The sequence below is a fragment of the Mycobacteroides franklinii genome, from assembly GCF_002013895.1.
Classification (GTDB): Bacteria; Actinomycetota; Actinomycetes; order Mycobacteriales; family Mycobacteriaceae; genus Mycobacterium; species Mycobacterium franklinii.
Window position 1 is genome coordinate 570,675 of the sequence record NZ_MAFQ01000006.1, and the last position, 15,261, is coordinate 585,935.

Genomic DNA, 15,261 nt, shown 5'->3' on the forward strand with positions numbered 1-15,261 from the left:
ACCCCGTGAAGATGACCCTCGCAGGAACCGCGACCGCAACGTCGATCCTGCGAGTGCAAAACACGAACACAGAAGCTGCGACCGCCCTAAGTAGAGCATGTTTGGGCCGTTGGCGATAGCGGTGTGCCACATAATTGATAGGAAGTTCGGTGAACAGTGGCGAAACTTCGGCCCCCTTCAGCCCTGCCTTACCCTGGCATTATGGCCATTTACGGTAGCGGGATCGACACCGTTTTGGCACAAGTGTGCAGGTCACAAGGGGTTTTGCGGTGACCGTTGGTTACGGCCGTGAACTGCTGGATCTTATTGTCGCCGGCACGCCGAGCGGCGAGACTCCGGTGCGGCATATTTGCGATATCCCTGCCCGAAACGCCGAGGTGACCAGCTGGCCGCAGTGGGCACATCCCGACGCGATAGCCGCGTTCGCAGCTCAAGGTGTGACGGCGCCGTGGTCACACCAGGTCGCCGCCGCCACCCTGGCCTTCGCGGGTCGCCACGTGGTGGTGGCCACCGGAACCGCATCTGGCAAGTCGGTCGCGTACCAACTACCGATCCTCACCGCCCTGGCCTCAGAACCGCGCGCACGGGCGCTGTATCTGGCGCCCACCAAAGCTCTCGGTCACGACCAGTTGCGCGCGGTGCGCGAATTAGTCATGGGGGTTGACAATTTCGAGCGAGTACAGCCGTGCACGTACGACGGCGATAGCTCCAACGAGTTGCGACGGTTCGCCCGGGAAAGCTCCCGCTGGGTTTTCACCAATCCCGACATGATCCATGTCTCGTTACTGCACAACCACACCCGCTGGTCGGCCTTCCTACGCGGCCTGCGCTATCTCGTGGTGGACGAATGCCATTACTACCGTGGCGTTTTCGGGTCAAACGTAGCACTGATACTGCAACGTCTGCTACGCCTATGCGAGCGCTACGGTTCACATCCGACGGTGGTGTTCGCCAGTGCCACGACTGCCAATCCTGGTGCGGCGGCGCAGGCCTTGATCGGTCAGCCCGTTGAAGAGGTGGTCGCGGATGGATCACCGCACGGGATGCGCACGGTCGCCCTGTGGGAGCCACCCCTGCTGCCGATTACCGGCGAGAACGGGGCACCGGTGCGCCGCCCAGTCAGTACCGAGACGTCGCGGCTGTTGGCCGACCTTGTCCAGGAGGGCGCGCGCACGCTTGCCTTCGTCAGGTCGCGGCGTGGCGCGGAGATGACAGCACTAGGCGCCGCGCATCGGCTGGCCGAGGTCGATCCGGGCCTCGTATCGCAGGTGGCGGCGTACCGGGCCGGTTACCTACCGGAGGACCGGCGTGCGCTGGAGCAGGCGCTGTCGAGCGGCACGTTGACCGGTGCGGCGACGACGAATGCCCTTGAGCTGGGCGTCGATATCGCCGGGCTTGATGCCGTGGTGGTGGCGGGGTTCCCGGGTACCGTGGCGTCATTCTGGCAGCAGGCCGGGCGCTCCGGGCGTCGTGGACAGGGCTCGTTGGTGGTGCTGGTGGCACGCGACGATCCACTGGACACCTACCTGGTGCACCATCCAGAAGCCCTGCTGGACAAACCGATCGAAGCGGTGGTGATCGACCCTACCAATCCACATGTGCTGCGTCCTCATCTGCTTTGTGCGGCAACAGAACTCCCACTCACCGAGGATGATGTACGCTCTCTCGGCGCCGGGCAGGTGGTATCCGATCTGGTCGACGACGGGCTGCTCCGCAAGCGGCCCGGCGGGTATTTCGCAGCACCGGGCCTCAACCCATATGCCGCGGTGGACATCCGAGGGTCGATCGGCGGGCAGGTCATGATCCTCGAAGCCGACACCGGACGGGTGCTGGGCACGGTCGACACCGGACGCGCTCCGGCGACAGTGCATCCGGGTGCGGTCTACCTGCATTCCGGCGAGACATACGTCGTCGATTCACTGGACTTCGGCGACGGAATCGCCCTGGTGCACAACGACCGGCCCGACTATTCGACGTTCGCGCGCTCCACCATCGATATTGCCATCACCGGCGAGGGCGAGCGGATCGACCTGGGTGACATACAGATTGGGCTGGTTCCCGTGGACGTCACCCATCAGGTGATCGGCTATCTACGCAAGCTGACAACCGGGGAGATCCTCGACTTCGTCGAGCTCGACATGCCCTCGTCGACGCTGAGCACCAAGGCGGTGATGTACACCGTCACGCCGGAAGCATTGGCGGGCATCGATATCGATCCGCTCTCGACCCCCGGCGCCCTACACGCTGCTGAGCACGCCGCGATCGGACTGCTGCCGTTGGTAGCTAGCTGCGACCGCGGCGATATCGGCGGTGTGTCTACCGCGCTTCAACCGGAGACCGGTCTGCCGACGGTATTCGTGTACGACGGCCACCCCGGCGGTGCGGGCTTCGCCGCCCGGGGATACCACAAACTCGCGACCTGGCTGGGCGCCACGGCCGACGCCATCGACGCCTGCGAATGCGATGCGGGATGCCCATCATGTGTGCAATCACCCAAGTGCGGCAACGGAAATTCCCCGTTGGACAAGCGCGCTGCCGTCAAGGTACTACGGCTGGTGCTCTCGCGACTGCCGGGCTAGAACGCCCGCGCGTACTGCTTGGGCACCGCGGGGCTCAGATCCGCACCCAGCTCGCGCGCCGCCCGCCGCGGCCAGTACGGATCGCGCAATAGTTCACGGCCCAAGAGCACCGCGGAGGCATCGCCCGCGGCGAGGATGGATTCGGCCTGATGCGGCTCCGTGATCATGCCCACTGCCGCTGCGGGAAGCGGTGTTTCGGTCTGAATGCGCCGAGCGAAACGCACCTGGTATCCGGGCCCGGTGGGTATGTGCACGTGCGGCACATTGCCCCCCGTCGACACGTCCACGAGGTCTACGCCACGCGGCTCCAGCATTCTGGCCAGCTCCACTGTCTGATCGGGTGTCCAGCTGTCCGCCTCGTGTCCCGGTTCCTCGGACAGCCAATCGGTCGCCGAAACCCTGACAAACAACGGTAGGTGTTCGGGCCAGACGGTGCGGACCGCCGTGACGGTGTCGAGAGTGAGTTTGGCCCGTCCGGAGAACGAGCCGCCGTACTCGTCGGTGCGGGTATTGCTTGCCGGAGAAAGGAACTGGTGCTGGATGTATCCATGGGCAGCGTGCACCTCGAGCACTTGGAAACCTGCGCGTAGGGCACGCTGGGCGGCGCTGACATAGTCCTCGATGATCGCGGTGAGGTCGGCGGTGGTGGCGGCCACGGGTGGTACAAAATCACCGTATGGCGCATCGGTGGGCCCGATGGTCCCCCAACTCAACGGGTCCGTGGGCTCCAGCGAGCGGTGCCCGTCCCACGGAGCGACGGTGGATGCCTTGCGCCCGGCATGCCCGAGCTGTATCGCGGGGACGGCGCCAAAGTGCTTGATACCGTCCACGATGGCTGCCCAGGCCTGCTCCTGGGTGTCGTTCCAGAGACCGGTGTCGTATGGGGAAAGCCGCCCTTGCGCATTCACGGAGGTGGCCTCGGTGAACACCAATCCGGCACCGCCGATCGCGCGGCTGATCAGGTGGGTGCGATGCCAATCGTTCGGGGTGCCGAGCAGCGGCCCGGCCGGGGCCGCCGAATATTGACACATCGGCGACATCCAGATCCGATTGGGAATGGTGATGTCGCGCAGCCGGTACGGCTCGAACAACAGACTCATGGTGCGATGGCTCCTCGCGTCGGGTCGATGGCCAGCATGGCTGGCCCGGCACAGTCCAACGCAGATATCGCCGGGATGCTTCCCCGGCTGGTCAGCCGGCCTGCTCTGTCGCCGGGCCTTGCTCAGCGGCGGAAAGCGCCTCGTTGATGAAGTCGGCAGACAGCACCACAGCCTCCGCGGTATCACGCGAGACGGCTATGGCCGGGAAGGCATGCAGCTGCCATGAGTAGCTGTGCACCTTGGCCACCACACCCGCCGCGGAGAGCTTCTCGGCAAGTGCGATGGCGTCCGGCTCCAGGAATTCATTCTGCGCGGTGATGAGCAATGTGGGCGGGTACGCCTCGACCGGCACGGCAACCACGCGACGCTCTCCGGCGAATTCCACTGGCCCCCTGTCGAACTTGGGGGCCAGCTTCCTCAATTTGCCCTTGGGCAGGTACGCGTCGTGGCGGCTGGTACTGGCCGGATTGGCAGCCAAGTCCAGATCCAGTAACGGCGAATAACCCACATAGGCAACCGGTTTCGGCAACCCATGGGTGTGTGCGTATTCGATGACCTTGCCGCTCAGGAACCCGCCGGCCGAGTCGCCGACGACAATCACGCGCGCGTAGTCCTGGAGTAGTTCACGATAGGCTTGCACCGCGTCGGCGACCGAGGAGCCCACGCCGACCTCCGGCAGCTGCCGGTAGTCGAGCACGTAGACGGGTACCCGGAGCTGGCGGGCCAGCAGGCCGGTGATCTTGCGGTGCGTGGCCGGACCGCACGCGATGAAAGCGCCGCCATGCAGGTAAAGGATGGCGGTATCGGCTTCCGCGACTGTCGTGCCTGCCGGAATCATGAGGTCGGTGGGCCTGTTGGCCAGGCTGACCCGAGACCGTTGGATGCCTGGTGCGTCGGGTCCGCGCTGCGCCCCGCGATCCAGCCACTTGAGCTGCCGCAGGCCTGCGTCGAAGATCGGGAACAAGATCAGCAATGGCTTGACGAAAAGCATCACTAGCAGAAACGACAAGCGTGCCTTGAGACCCGACTTTGGGTGCAGCGTGACGACCATCAGATCACGCTACAACCAGGCACTTGCCGTCGACTGCGGGGCTGCCGGTTGGCACGCATCGTCGGCGCGGGGTGCCGGGACATACCTCTCCGGTGACCAGGTCCGAGGCGTTCGCCTTCACCGCGGCAAAACCCGTAACCTCGGTGGGTGTCTGAGACCAAGGCCCGCCGTCAAGACCGTCGCACGGCTGTCACCACCGCGGCCATACTCGACGCGGCTGAAGGCCTTTTCGCGGAACGCGGGTTCCACGCGGTCACGGTGGATGCCATCGCCGAGGCCGCCGGCCTCGCGGTGGGTTCCATCTATCACCACTTCAAGAACAAGGAACGCCTATACCTCGCACTCGTCGAGCGGGCCTTGTCGGTCAATGAGCAGGCGATGGCCGTGGCATTTGGCCAGGGGCGCACCCCCATGGAGGAACTGCGCGCAGCCAGCGACGCCTATTGCGATTTCCACCTACAGAATCCCGGGTACTTCCGAATGATCGCGTTGCGCACCCTGGACGTACCTCCCGGCGATATGGCCAACGAGGTCGAGCGGCGCATCGCGGACAAGGTCGAGGCTCTGGTCGGCGACATCGCCGATGTGCTGCGCCGGGCCGACGCAGCAGGTGAAGTGCACTGCCCAGATCCGGTACGCGTATCAATCTTCTTGTGGGGCGCGTGGAATGGCGTGCTGTCGCTCAACTTGCGCCCCGACCGGCTGCGGCTGGAACCCGCCGAAATGCAGCGCGTACTGGAGTTGGGCCGCGACATCATCGAGCGCGGGCTCGTCCGCACATAAAGTCTTGTAGTAGCGCTCAGTTTTATAGTAGCGTTCGGTTTATGGTGCTGGCAGCTGCGATCCAACTCGAGGCAGTCATCGGCGATGTGGCCGCGAATCTGGGCAAGTGCGCACAACTGGCCGCGGAGGCCGGGCGTGCCGGCGCAAAAATCATCGCGCTCCCCGAGTTCTTCACCACCGGGATCGCGTTCGACCCGGCACTCCGAGACGCCGCACTACCTCCCGAAGGAGCTGCCACCGAGCTGTTGCGGACCCTGGCTCACCACTACGACGCGCTGGTCGGCGGCTCGTTCCTGTGCCGCGACAAAGATGGGCATGTCCGCAACGCCTATTTCGCCGCGGACGCGACCGGGATGATCGGCCGGCACGACAAGGATCTACCGACCATGTGGGAGAACGCCTTCTACATCGGAGGTCAGGACGACGGGGTATTTCGCGCCGGCACACTCAACGTCGGTGCGGCGGTGTGCTGGGAGCTGATGCGTACCCGCACGGCGCGGCGCATGCGCGCTCACGTCGATCTGGTGATGGCGGGCTCCGGTTGGTGGTCGATACCTCCATGGCGGCCACGCGCCACCTTCGCGGCCATGGAGCGCCGCAATCACCAAACCGCCAGGGCGGCGGCCGCCACGTTCGCCAAATATGTTGGTGCCCCGGTTGTTCACGCCGCGCACGTCGGCGAATTCCGCTGTGCCATGCCCTGGATCCCCCTCAAATATCGCGGCCACTTTGAAGGCTCCACCCTCATCACCGACGGTACCGGCAGCATCGTCGCCGAACGCCGCCCCGAAGAAGGCCCAGGCATCGTTCTCGGCGATATCCACCTTGGGCGCCTGCCACCCGCGGCCGAGGTTCCCGACCGATTCTGGCTACACAGCCGGGGCGCATTACCCACCGCGGCATGGCATTACCAAAGGTGGCACGGCCGTAGGTGGTACCGCAGAAACATGGTGACCACATGAGCATCGTCGTCCGCATCGGGTTGGCCGAGCTGGCTCTCGGCGCGCTCTTGGGATGGGTAGTAGCAGCCAACTTTCTTGCGCCACAATTACTCAGGAGGGCTGGCGTGACAAATGGGCGCAGGTTTCTGCAGGCCCATCTCGACTACATCATCATGGGGATACTGCTGATCGCGGTGGGCCTTGCGGTACCCGATCTGCCCGGTTGGCTGGCCGCCGTGGTGGTCTATGGCGCGCTCCTGAACCCCACCTTGTTCCTTCCGATGGCGTTCAAGCAGAACGTCACCTCCAACACCAGTTTCAAGGTTGCCACCTTCACCTCATTCGTGGCGATGAGCGGCAGCCTGGTACTGGTCGCGGTCCAATAGGTTCGCCTTTGCTCATAGCTTTCCGGTCCGCAGGTCTTGGCTACTCTTCAGAACAGCCGCGTCGAGACTCCAGTTTTCCGGTTGGACCCGCTCCCACAGGCCGCCTCTCCCGCGCTTCCTGCCCAGTTCCTCCTCGCGCCTGAACCATTGCTCGGCCGTACGGATCCTGTTCGGATGGATTTCATCCAGCAGTACGTAATCACGTTTGACGATTCCGTCTTTCCACAAGTTCCAAAAACCCGTGAAGTTGTCTCGAAATGTCATGGTGCTGGGGTCATCCGGGGCCGCGTTATATCCGGCCGGCCTATCGGCGATCCCCCCAAGTGGCCCCTGCCAGTAGGTGTCCACGTCCGTGTCTATGTACTGCGCGGGATGCCCGGTGACCTTCTCGAACGCCCGGGCGAGCTCACTGTACGGAATGTGGTCGATAGCCACTTCGAGGTCCATGCCGTTGGACCGATCGGTGTTGTCGAAGAGCCACCTGACGTAGTAGCCGCAATCCTCAAGGGACACATGGGGTACAGCTCCGCCTCCCAGCGGAACCCGCCAGGTGACGACGCCCTCCTCGACGGTGGGCGCCATCGGAGTCAGCGGCGAGATTGTCATCTCAATGTACGGGCCGGATGTGAAGATCGCCGCACCCATCCGCTCCGCGTTTGACTGATTCTGAAGCAGGATCCATTCGGCGACACGCCCCTTGCCGTCATAGTGGCCGACACGGTACCTGGAGTCGTAACCAGCCTTCTTGAGCCCGTAGTCGAGATTTCCGTATACGAGAAATCTGATCCCCTCTTCCATTGCGATCTCGTACGCGCGGATGGCCCAGTACATCTCGGTCTTCTCACCGGTATTGAATCCATCGATATTGATGAAGGCGCCGTCACATCCCCGAAACCCTTCGCGCAGAATGGTTTCGTCAGTGAAAGTGCCTTCCAGGGCCGACGTGTTACCCAGTTCGAGCAGCGCTCTCGCCCGCGCACCGGTGGCATCGCGAGTGAGGAATCGGACGGAGTACTTCCCATCGGCAACCAGCGACCGTGTGACGGGAATGCCCTGGGCACCCGTGGCACCGATCATGAAGATCTTTGAGGTGGCATGTGATGACATTGCGGTGTGCTCCTAAGGTGTATATACAACATTTAGATGCGGCAGCAGGGGCGGCCCCTGTTGACCACTAATCGCCGGACGGTAGTCCGATATTGGCCGCCAGAGTCCGGACGGATTTGATACCACCGGACCCGAGGATCAGGGCGGCCTCTTCCTGCGCTCGCCGCCACTCGGGCATCACGGTCTCGATCTTTTCGCCCCCCGACGAGGTCAGCGCTACCTCGCGGACTCCCTTGGCATCCGATGCCACGGCCTCCACCCAACCGCGCCTGATCAACAGACCCACGTTGCGACTGACCGTCGACCGCTCCAGCTGTAAAACCTCGCCGATGCGCGCCGGTGAGCAGGGGCCGATCCTGCCCAGAGCGGCCATCAGATTGATCTGGGCAATGCTCACACCATGACCCTCGAGGGCGTGGTCATAGACACTCGTGATGGCCCGGCCGAGCAGCCGGACCCGAACCGCCAGGCAGTTGCTCACGATCTCATCGACGGCGTCAGTGACCATGGAACTATTGTTGCATATACATCACCGTCCCGGCAATGGCGCCGAAAGGTGCTGCGGGGTGATCGCAAACGCCCCAGTCGCGGACCACTTTCTGCCGTGGCCCGCGACTGATGGTCCGTCAGATCCGTGTGGTCACCGGCTCGCCGGCTTCGGGCTTATCCCTGAACGTGGCACGTTTGGGAGTGGGCAGCTTTTGCGGCCACCAGAACCACGGGCCGAGGATTCGGGCCAACGGCATGACCAAGAACAGTCGCACGATCATCATGTCGAAGATCAGTCCGATGCAGATGGTGGATCCGGCTTGCCCGATGTTGACCACATCGCTGGAGAGCATCGCGAGCATGGTTCCGGCGAGTACGAACGCGGCGGTGACGGCGACGTTGCCGGATCCGGCGATGGTGCGGATCAGGCCCGTACGAATACCCGCAGATAGCTCCTCGCGATACCGAGAGAGCAGCAGCAGGTTGTAGTCGCAACCCACCCCGACGAGCACGATGAAGGCGATGGGCAGTGTGAGCCAATGCAACTCGATGCCGATCAGGGTTTCCCAGATGAACGCTGCCAGCCCGAGCGACCCGAGGAAGGACAGCACCACAGTGATCAGCACGATCACCGAACCGGCCAGGGTCCGCGTGATGACCATGACGATCAGGAACACCAGCCCGAAAGTCGCCAGCATCATGGTGAGGATGTCATTCATGGAAAATGCTTGAACATCACGGTAATTCGCAGACGCGCCAGCCACCAGCAGATCGACATTCGACAGCGACGTCCCCTTGATTGCCTCGTGTGCGGCGGCCTCGGCACGCTGGATCTGATCGATGCCTTCCGGGCTCATGGCCTCGCCCTGGTGGTAGATCAAGATGCGGGCGCCCTTGCCGTCAGGCGTCATCATGAACTTCATTCCAGTCTGAAAGTCCTTGGTGTTGAAGGACTCCGGGGGCATGAAGAAGAAATCGTCGTTCTTGGCGTTGTCGAAGGCCTTGCCCATGTCGACCATCGGATTGATCATCGGCTCGAGCTGCGCGATGGTGGCATGAAATAGGCTCTGCATGGTCAGCGTCAGCTGCTGCATGACGGCCATGTTCTGCACCATCGCGTTGAGCTGAGTAATCATCTGCGGAGTGGCCGCATCGACCATGCTCAAACCATCGACCATCGGCCCCAGCTGCGAGGTCGCCTCATCGATATTGTCGACCGATTCGTTCAATGAGCGCATGGCCCAACACATCGGGATATCGAAGCAGTGTGGCTCCCAATACAAGTAATTACGTATCGGACGGAAGAAGTCGTCGAAGTTGGCCAAGTTGTCGCGCGTCTTCTCCATCGCGGCCTTCAGGCCCCTGGACGCTTCAACGGACATCTGCGTTCCCGCGGAAAGCTGACCGGTGATGTCCGCCATCTTCTTGCTCGACTCCATCATGTCGCCCATCCGGGCAGCCATGGTGTCGATATCGGCGACGCGGTCTTTCAAGAATCCGAGATTCTGGCCGATCTTGGTTCCCATCGAACCCATCGCATACGGCAGTGACGCGTGTTCCAGCGGCCGTCCATTGGGTCGGGTGATGCTCTGCACCATCGAAATACCCGGTGTGCGCACGATATTTTTGGCGACGCGATCCAGGCTGATCATGTCGGTGGTGTTGCGCATATCGTGGTCGGCCTTGATGTACAGCGTGTCGATGGAGAGCTGGCTCGGCTGGAAATGGCGATCCGCTGCGTCATACCCACGAGACGACTCGACGCTCTTGGGCGCGTAATCGCGATCGTTGTAGCTCACCGTGTAGTTGGCCAGGTTGGCGATGCACAGCGGGATCACCAGGGCCGCAACCGCGATCATCGCCGCCGGCCACTTGGCGATCGCCGTACCCAACTTGCGCCAGGCCGGACTGGTCTTGGCCGGCTCCGACAGCCAGGGCACCTTGCTACCCAGTGTCAGCAGTGCCGGACCCAGCGTAAGCGCCGCGATCACGGCGACAACCATTGCCACGAAACACGGTGGGCCCAAGGTCCGGAAGTAGTCCAGAGTGGTCAGGCTCAGGCACAAGCACGCACCGGATATCGCGATGCCCGACCCCAGCACAACGTGGGCCACACTGCGCACCGAGGTGTAGTACGCGGACTCGCGGTCCTCTCCGGCACGCCGGGCCTCCTGAAAGCGGCCGAGATAGAAGATGCCGTAATCGGTGGCCACACCGAGAACCAAAGACACCGCCATATTCATGGCGAACGACGAGATGCCGATGATGTGGTTTTCGACCAGCAGCGAGACCACGCCACGAGCGGTGGCCAGCGTGATCAACACACCGAACAGCGGAATGATCGCCCGGGTGATAGAGCGATATGCGATCAACAGCATCGCGATGATCACGACGATGGTGACGATGGTCAGCGTGACCATGCTCTCGTCGGCGGCGTTGAGCGTATCGGAGGCCAGGGGCGCCGGGCCGCTCACGTAGACCGTGAGTCCCTCGGGCCTGTCCTTGTCGAGCTTCTCGATAATGCCGCGGATGGCCTTGATGGACCTGTTCGAGTCGGCGTCCCCCAGATCGCCGGTGGGCCGCACTGTCAGCGTTGCGGCCTGTGCGTCCGCGCTCTGCTGGCCCGACCTGGTAACGGGGTCACCCCACAGGTTCATCAGCGATTGCACGTGCTCTTTGTCGTCCAGCAGCCGACGAACCATCTCGTCGTAATACTTGTGGTCCTGCTCGCCGAGCTGACGACCCTGCGCCTCCAGTACCACCACGGCCATGCTGGTGTAATCGGACTCCTGGAAGTCTTGCCCCTGCGTGATGGCGGCGGCAGACGAGGGCGCATCCCGCGGAATCATCGCTTTGGCGTTGGCCGCGGTCGTCTCTTCCAGGGTGGGCACAAAAATATTCAGGGCAGCGGCGGCGGCGACCCAGAAGATCACCACCGGGATCGCCAGTACACGTAGCAATCGCGCTGGCCCAGGGCGCTTTTCAGGTTCCTTCACTACCGGCGGGGTGGGCGGCACCAGCACCGGCCCGGTGTCCTCATCCTGCGGTGGCTGCTGTCCCGAGGTCATGCTGCCGTCACCGTGCATGCGACCGCGGCGCTGGAATGGTTGACGACCTGTTCCTCACGGACCTCACCGTTGACGCGGATACGGCATCCCAGTGAATCCCCATCCACCTGTGCGACCAGGCTCAATGAAGCCGCCGACGACATCGTGGTCTCCGAAACCGACCATGGCAGTGACGTCAGCACGACGTCGACGGGTTCGCTATTGAGATTGGCATAGGACACTTTCCCGCTAGTTCCCAGATTGCCGAACACCTCATAGGTGACGTTCTTGGGATTGATCTGGACCACCGTGGCCGGAATCGGACGCGTCGTCGGCGGATGGCTTATGGCCTGCGACTTCTCCCGAATCCGGTTGACCCCGAAACCCACGACCGCGATGACGATCACTGCCACCAGGGGCATCCACAACGCGCCCAGAATTCGGCCGGCTTGACCTTTTGATCGCTTGCGTCGGCTCATCGCTGAGCACCTCCGGCCGGGACGGTAAGAACAGCGGACACGCAATCCTCCTCGGCGCTCGTTACCTGCCCGGGGAGGTATCCCCGTACACGGAATCCCCCACTCATCGCAGGCTCCTCAGGGTTGAACGGCACACATCTCGTTGTTACCTTCGGTAACATAGCTCTTGTTACCCGAAGTAACAAGTCGGCTAGGATGTTGACTCATGCAGAAAGGCCCAACGTCCGGCGCGGCATCGCGCCGACCGTGGGCAGAGCGCCACGCGCACTTGCTGGACGCCGCTGAGCAGCTGTTCTTTGAACGCGGCTTCGCCGCAGTGTCGTTGAGTGACATTGCTCAAGCCGCGGGCGTCACCAAGCCCATCGCCTACCGCCACTTCAAAACCAAGGACGGGGCCTATCTGGCCTGTGCCCGGCGAGCCCAAGCCGACTTCGCGCAGGCCCTGGTGCAGCGAGCGGATCCGACGCAGGCCGTGCGTGAGCAGTTCGCCGCCGCCGCCGACCTGTTCTATGAACTCTTGGAGACTCATCCCGAGCGCTGGGAGCTTATTTACGGCAGCGCCGCGGTGCTGCCCGCCGAGTCACGTGACGAACTGTCCGCGCTGCGCCTGGGCAACATCGAGACGACCTACGCACTGATCACCAAGGATCATCCCGACATACCCAAGCTTTTCGCCGAAGGACTCTCGCACGCAATGTCCGGGGCAGCCGAACGGCTGGGACATTGGTGGCGCTCCCGCCCCGATCTGGACCGCCAGCACATGGTCGATATCCACGTCGAGATCTTCTACGCCGCGGTAGCTCCTTATCTGGACTCGCGGTCGACAGCCAAGCGCTGATCGGTACTACCGTCACCCACCCTCGCCGATCGGCCCCGCGCGGGCTGCCGCCCGGGCAGGTCGCGCGCCGAAACGGCCCAGCATCACCGGAACACTGACGGCAACAACAACATCCAGGTCTTCGACCGTGCAGCCGGCCACCACCGCGCCCATCCGCCGGGCCACCGCACCGGCCTCCGCGCACGCGGGCGTGACGCCGTAGAGGGCGTGCTGCGCCCCCGCCAGCGCCGACAGGTCTGCGGCGGCCTGAGCCCGGTGCCGCGCCACCACGGCCGATCCCACCGCGGCACCCCCGGCGGTCAGCGCCAACAGCACCGCAATCATCGCCACCGCGATGATGGTCGCCGCGCCGCCGTCAGCCCTCGGGTTCCATCGCCGAAATTGACTCGGCGGCAATCGTAATAGCAGGGAGCAACCTGCTCGTCGCCGTAACCCGTGCCACCACATAGCCGCCGTCGCGGCGAACCTCAACCGTCGCCCCCGGTGGCGCGAGGCGACGCGCCACCGTTCGCGCATCGGCGTCGTCACCACGCGCAGCCAGTCGCGCTGCCTCACGAGAAGCATCCACACAGTGCACCTGGATAGACACCGCCTGAATTCCGGCTGCACACATCACCAGCACCGCCACCAACGCCGCGACGCCGAACGCGGCCTCGACCGTGACGGCTCCCGCATCTCCGTCTAGACGCTGGTGTTGAGTGCACGCGCAATGATGTTGGTGAGCGCACTGACGATCGAGTCTCCGGTGACCACCGTGTAGAGAATTGCCCCGAAGGCCGCGGCCGCGATAGTCCCGATCGCGTATTCGACCGTGGACATGCCATCCTCTGACTCGACGACTACCACGAGCCGCCGACGCACCTTGGTCAACATACCGTTGTGTATCAATGGATTCCCTCCCTTGTTGGCCTGCGGCCCCTCCGCAGGTCACAGCACACCGCTGTGGAACACATCGCGCGCCAAGCCCATGACGACAGGCACGATGCCCAGGCAGATGAAAGATGGCAGAAAGCACAGCCCCAGTGGCGCCCCGATGAGCACACCGGCTCGTTCCGCGGTCGCCACCGCGGAATCCAGCGCGTCTCGACGACATTGCACCGCCAATGAGGCGATGCCGTCGGCCATGACCACTCCCGAGTCGGCGGATCGCCGCGCCAGTCTGGTCAGCGCCTGGCGCTGTTCGTATCCCGGATCATCGGGTGAGCCCGCGTCCATCCATGCCGTCGATGCCGGTGCACCCAGCGCAAGCATCTCGCCCGCTCGACGGAGGATTCGGGCCAGCTCCACCGGTGCCGCGGCAGCCACCACCAGTGCCGCGGTCGCGACGGGCATCCCGGACCGCAGACACACACCGAACATGTCGAGGCTGAATGCCATTCCCAACAAACCCTTTTCGATGTCGTCCCGCTCGAAAGGAGCAGGAAGCCGATGGGGTGACATCCTCGCCCGGGCCCGCAATGACCTGGGCGCGGTCAAGACCGCCGCGGCAAGCATCAGCAGCGCGGCGCTCACCGCAACGCCTTCCCGGTGATCGCGTCGGCCCACAGCAGGCCGGCACACGCCAGCGTCACCCCTACAACGAGCAACGCGCCGCCCACGCCACCCGCGCACAGCACGCTGAGGGGTCTGGCTCCGATCATCTGTCCCAGCCCGATTCCCGCGACCGGTAGACCCGTCAGCACGACCGCGGTCGCACGGGGACCGGCGAGTCCGGCGTTCACGCGCGCGGTGAACTGCTGTCTTTCCTGCAAATCCGCCCTGCACGCGTCGAGGAGGTCGGCAACCGCGAGACCATGACGCTGGGCCAGTGACCAGCTACGGGTGATCCGATTCCATTGCGCTCTCGCCGGAACGGATCTCGGCAGGGCCCGATCTACGTTCACTCCCAAGCGGGCTCGTGCCGCGATCGCCGCGAATGCCTCGCCGGCCGCGCCGTTCAGCTCGACCGCGGCGATCTCAAAGGCCCGCACGGGATGCGCCCCGACCCTGAGTTCGCCGACAACTACATCGAGCCCGGACCCCGTGCAGTCCAACTCCTCCGATTCGACGCGAGATCTGCGGCGCCTACGCCACCGCAGGGCACCGGTCCCGGCCACCACGACAGCCGACACGACCACCGACAGTGGCAGTAGCCACAGAGCCGTCAGCACCAGCGCACTCAGCGGTGCCGCCACCAGCTTCCCCGTCCAGCGCACCGGACTCATCCCGGGCTGGTCCAGCCGCCGATACCTTTGCGGCACCAGAAGCAACGCGGCGGCGAGCAGCACTAAGGCCTGCGGCGTCATACCGCACCCCGAGCGATCAATCCGTCCAACTGCTCCGCACCGGGGCAGCGCCCGCCGTCGATATTCCACGCAGGTATCACTCGCGCGATCCCGTCATCGCCCTTGCGCACCACCGCGATTTCGGTCAGTCTTCGGAAGTTTGTGAATCTCCTGATGTGACAGACACATTGAGATGG

At 63.9% G+C, this 15,261-nt stretch carries 17 protein-coding genes; 5 read left to right on the forward strand and 12 right to left on the reverse strand.

Annotated features, from left to right (window positions below; all coding sequences use genetic code 11):
- Positions 1–269: 269 nt before the first annotated feature.
- On the forward strand, positions 270–2,579 hold the full coding sequence (locus B4393_RS12610) for a DEAD/DEAH box helicase (RefSeq protein ID WP_025089348.1): 2,310 nt from the start codon (positions 270–272) through the stop codon (positions 2,577–2,579).
- Here B4393_RS12610 and B4393_RS12615 read toward each other — a convergent pair.
- Together B4393_RS12615 and B4393_RS12620 are read right to left on the reverse strand one after the other, a co-directional pair.
- Positions 2,576–3,679 (reverse strand): NADH:flavin oxidoreductase/NADH oxidase, encoded by a 1,104-nt coding sequence (locus B4393_RS12615; protein WP_025239157.1) that lies wholly within the window; start codon positions 3,677–3,679, stop codon positions 2,576–2,578. The two genes, B4393_RS12610 and B4393_RS12615, sit on opposite strands and share 4 nt — an antisense overlap.
- Before the next feature lie 91 nt (positions 3,680–3,770).
- The gene (locus tag B4393_RS12620; protein ID WP_025089065.1) at positions 3,771–4,730 is read right to left on the reverse strand and encodes an alpha/beta hydrolase; all 960 of its coding nucleotides are present in this window, start codon (positions 4,728–4,730) and stop codon (positions 3,771–3,773) included.
- A 147-nt stretch (positions 4,731–4,877) separates the two neighbouring features.
- On the opposite strand from B4393_RS12620, the gene B4393_RS12625 reads away from it, so the two are divergent.
- The 3 genes from B4393_RS12625 to B4393_RS12635 are packed head-to-tail and all read left to right on the forward strand — an operon-like array spanning position 4,878 to position 6,840.
- Entirely contained in the window at positions 4,878–5,513 is a 636-nt protein-coding gene (locus B4393_RS12625; protein WP_025089066.1) for a TetR/AcrR family transcriptional regulator, read from the forward strand.
- A gap of 41 nt (positions 5,514–5,554) precedes the next feature.
- Positions 5,555–6,475 (forward strand): carbon-nitrogen hydrolase family protein, encoded by a 921-nt coding sequence (locus B4393_RS12630; protein ID WP_005086905.1) that lies wholly within the window; start codon positions 5,555–5,557, stop codon positions 6,473–6,475.
- Positions 6,472–6,840, forward strand: coding sequence for a hypothetical protein (locus B4393_RS12635; protein ID WP_005083500.1), 369 nt, complete (start codon positions 6,472–6,474; stop codon positions 6,838–6,840). Before B4393_RS12630 ends, B4393_RS12635 begins: the two co-directional genes overlap by 4 nt.
- Before the next feature lie 12 nt (positions 6,841–6,852).
- Here B4393_RS12635 and B4393_RS12640 read toward each other — a convergent pair whose 3' ends face one another.
- The 4 genes from B4393_RS12640 to B4393_RS12655 form a co-directional block, all read right to left on the reverse strand.
- Complete coding sequence (locus B4393_RS12640) at positions 6,853–7,947, reverse strand: NmrA family NAD(P)-binding protein (RefSeq protein WP_005083502.1); 1,095 nt, start codon at positions 7,945–7,947, stop codon at positions 6,853–6,855.
- A 67-nt stretch (positions 7,948–8,014) separates the two neighbouring features.
- Positions 8,015–8,455, reverse strand: coding sequence for a MarR family winged helix-turn-helix transcriptional regulator (locus tag B4393_RS12645; protein WP_019164092.1), 441 nt, complete (start codon positions 8,453–8,455; stop codon positions 8,015–8,017).
- Between the two features lie 118 nt (positions 8,456–8,573).
- Entirely contained in the window at positions 8,574–11,504 is a 2,931-nt protein-coding gene (locus B4393_RS12650) for an MMPL/RND family transporter (RefSeq protein WP_025089067.1), read from the reverse strand.
- A complete protein-coding gene (locus tag B4393_RS12655) occupies positions 11,501–11,962 on the reverse strand; it encodes an MmpS family transport accessory protein (RefSeq protein ID WP_005083507.1) in 462 nt (153 codons plus the stop codon). Before B4393_RS12655 ends, B4393_RS12650 begins: the two co-directional genes overlap by 4 nt.
- A gap of 205 nt (positions 11,963–12,167) precedes the next feature.
- Between B4393_RS12655 and B4393_RS12660 the strand changes: the two genes are divergently transcribed.
- The gene (locus B4393_RS12660) at positions 12,168–12,800 is read left to right on the forward strand and encodes a TetR/AcrR family transcriptional regulator (RefSeq protein ID WP_005083508.1); all 633 of its coding nucleotides are present in this window, start codon (positions 12,168–12,170) and stop codon (positions 12,798–12,800) included.
- A gap of 12 nt (positions 12,801–12,812) precedes the next feature.
- On the opposite strand, the gene B4393_RS12665 is transcribed toward B4393_RS12660, so the two are convergent.
- From B4393_RS12665 to B4393_RS27940, 6 genes are all read right to left on the reverse strand, one after another.
- Entirely contained in the window at positions 12,813–13,247 is a 435-nt protein-coding gene (locus B4393_RS12665) for an Rv3654c family TadE-like protein (protein ID WP_071997892.1), read from the reverse strand.
- A complete protein-coding gene (locus B4393_RS12670) occupies positions 13,156–13,413 on the reverse strand; it encodes a TadE family type IV pilus minor pilin (RefSeq protein WP_191988887.1) in 258 nt (85 codons plus the stop codon). Before B4393_RS12670 ends, B4393_RS12665 begins: the two co-directional genes overlap by 92 nt.
- A 68-nt stretch (positions 13,414–13,481) precedes the next feature.
- Positions 13,482–13,673, reverse strand: a complete 192-nt coding sequence (locus B4393_RS12675) for a DUF4244 domain-containing protein (RefSeq protein WP_005083512.1) — start codon at positions 13,671–13,673, stop codon at positions 13,482–13,484.
- A 54-nt stretch (positions 13,674–13,727) separates the two neighbouring features.
- The gene (locus B4393_RS12680; protein ID WP_025089069.1) at positions 13,728–14,312 is read right to left on the reverse strand and encodes a type II secretion system F family protein; all 585 of its coding nucleotides are present in this window, start codon (positions 14,310–14,312) and stop codon (positions 13,728–13,730) included.
- Positions 14,309–15,085: a type II secretion system F family protein gene (locus B4393_RS12685; RefSeq protein ID WP_078334407.1), complete on the reverse strand. Its 777-nt coding sequence runs from the start codon at positions 15,083–15,085 to the stop codon at positions 14,309–14,311. The genes B4393_RS12680 and B4393_RS12685 overlap by 4 nt, the downstream gene beginning before the upstream one ends.
- The coding region (locus B4393_RS27940; protein ID WP_208863577.1) for a type II secretion protein E at positions 15,082–15,261 on the reverse strand (180 nt) is incomplete at its 5' end. The genes B4393_RS27940 and B4393_RS12685, both read right to left, overlap by 4 nt.

Excerpts from the sequence above, each read along its gene's own strand:
- B4393_RS12640 (WP_005083502.1), bottom strand. The coding sequence starts at position 7,947 with ATGTCATCACATGCCACCTCAAAGATCTTCATGATCGGTGCCACGGGT.
- B4393_RS12615 (WP_025239157.1), bottom strand. The coding sequence starts at position 3,679 with ATGAGTCTGTTGTTCGAGCCGTACCGGCTGCGCGACATCACCATTCCC.
- B4393_RS12650 (WP_025089067.1), bottom strand. The coding sequence starts at position 11,504 with ATGACCTCGGGACAGCAGCCACCGCAGGATGAGGACACCGGGCCGGTG.
- B4393_RS12645 (WP_019164092.1), bottom strand. The coding sequence starts at position 8,455 with ATGGTCACTGACGCCGTCGATGAGATCGTGAGCAACTGCCTGGCGGTT.
- B4393_RS12630 (WP_005086905.1), top strand. The coding sequence starts at position 5,555 with ATGGTGCTGGCAGCTGCGATCCAACTCGAGGCAGTCATCGGCGATGTG.
- B4393_RS12660 (WP_005083508.1), top strand. The coding sequence starts at position 12,168 with ATGCAGAAAGGCCCAACGTCCGGCGCGGCATCGCGCCGACCGTGGGCA.
- B4393_RS12670 (WP_191988887.1), bottom strand. The coding sequence starts at position 13,413 with ATGTGTGCAGCCGGAATTCAGGCGGTGTCTATCCAGGTGCACTGTGTG.
- B4393_RS12685 (WP_078334407.1), bottom strand. The coding sequence starts at position 15,085 with ATGACGCCGCAGGCCTTAGTGCTGCTCGCCGCCGCGTTGCTTCTGGTG.
- B4393_RS12665 (WP_071997892.1), bottom strand. The coding sequence starts at position 13,247 with ATGTGGTGGCACGGGTTACGGCGACGAGCAGGTTGCTCCCTGCTATTA.
- B4393_RS12675 (WP_005083512.1), bottom strand. The coding sequence starts at position 13,673 with ATGTTGACCAAGGTGCGTCGGCGGCTCGTGGTAGTCGTCGAGTCAGAG.
- B4393_RS12635 (WP_005083500.1), top strand. The coding sequence starts at position 6,472 with ATGAGCATCGTCGTCCGCATCGGGTTGGCCGAGCTGGCTCTCGGCGCG.
- B4393_RS12620 (WP_025089065.1), bottom strand. The coding sequence starts at position 4,730 with ATGGTCGTCACGCTGCACCCAAAGTCGGGTCTCAAGGCACGCTTGTCG.
- B4393_RS12655 (WP_005083507.1), bottom strand. The coding sequence starts at position 11,962 with ATGAGCCGACGCAAGCGATCAAAAGGTCAAGCCGGCCGAATTCTGGGC.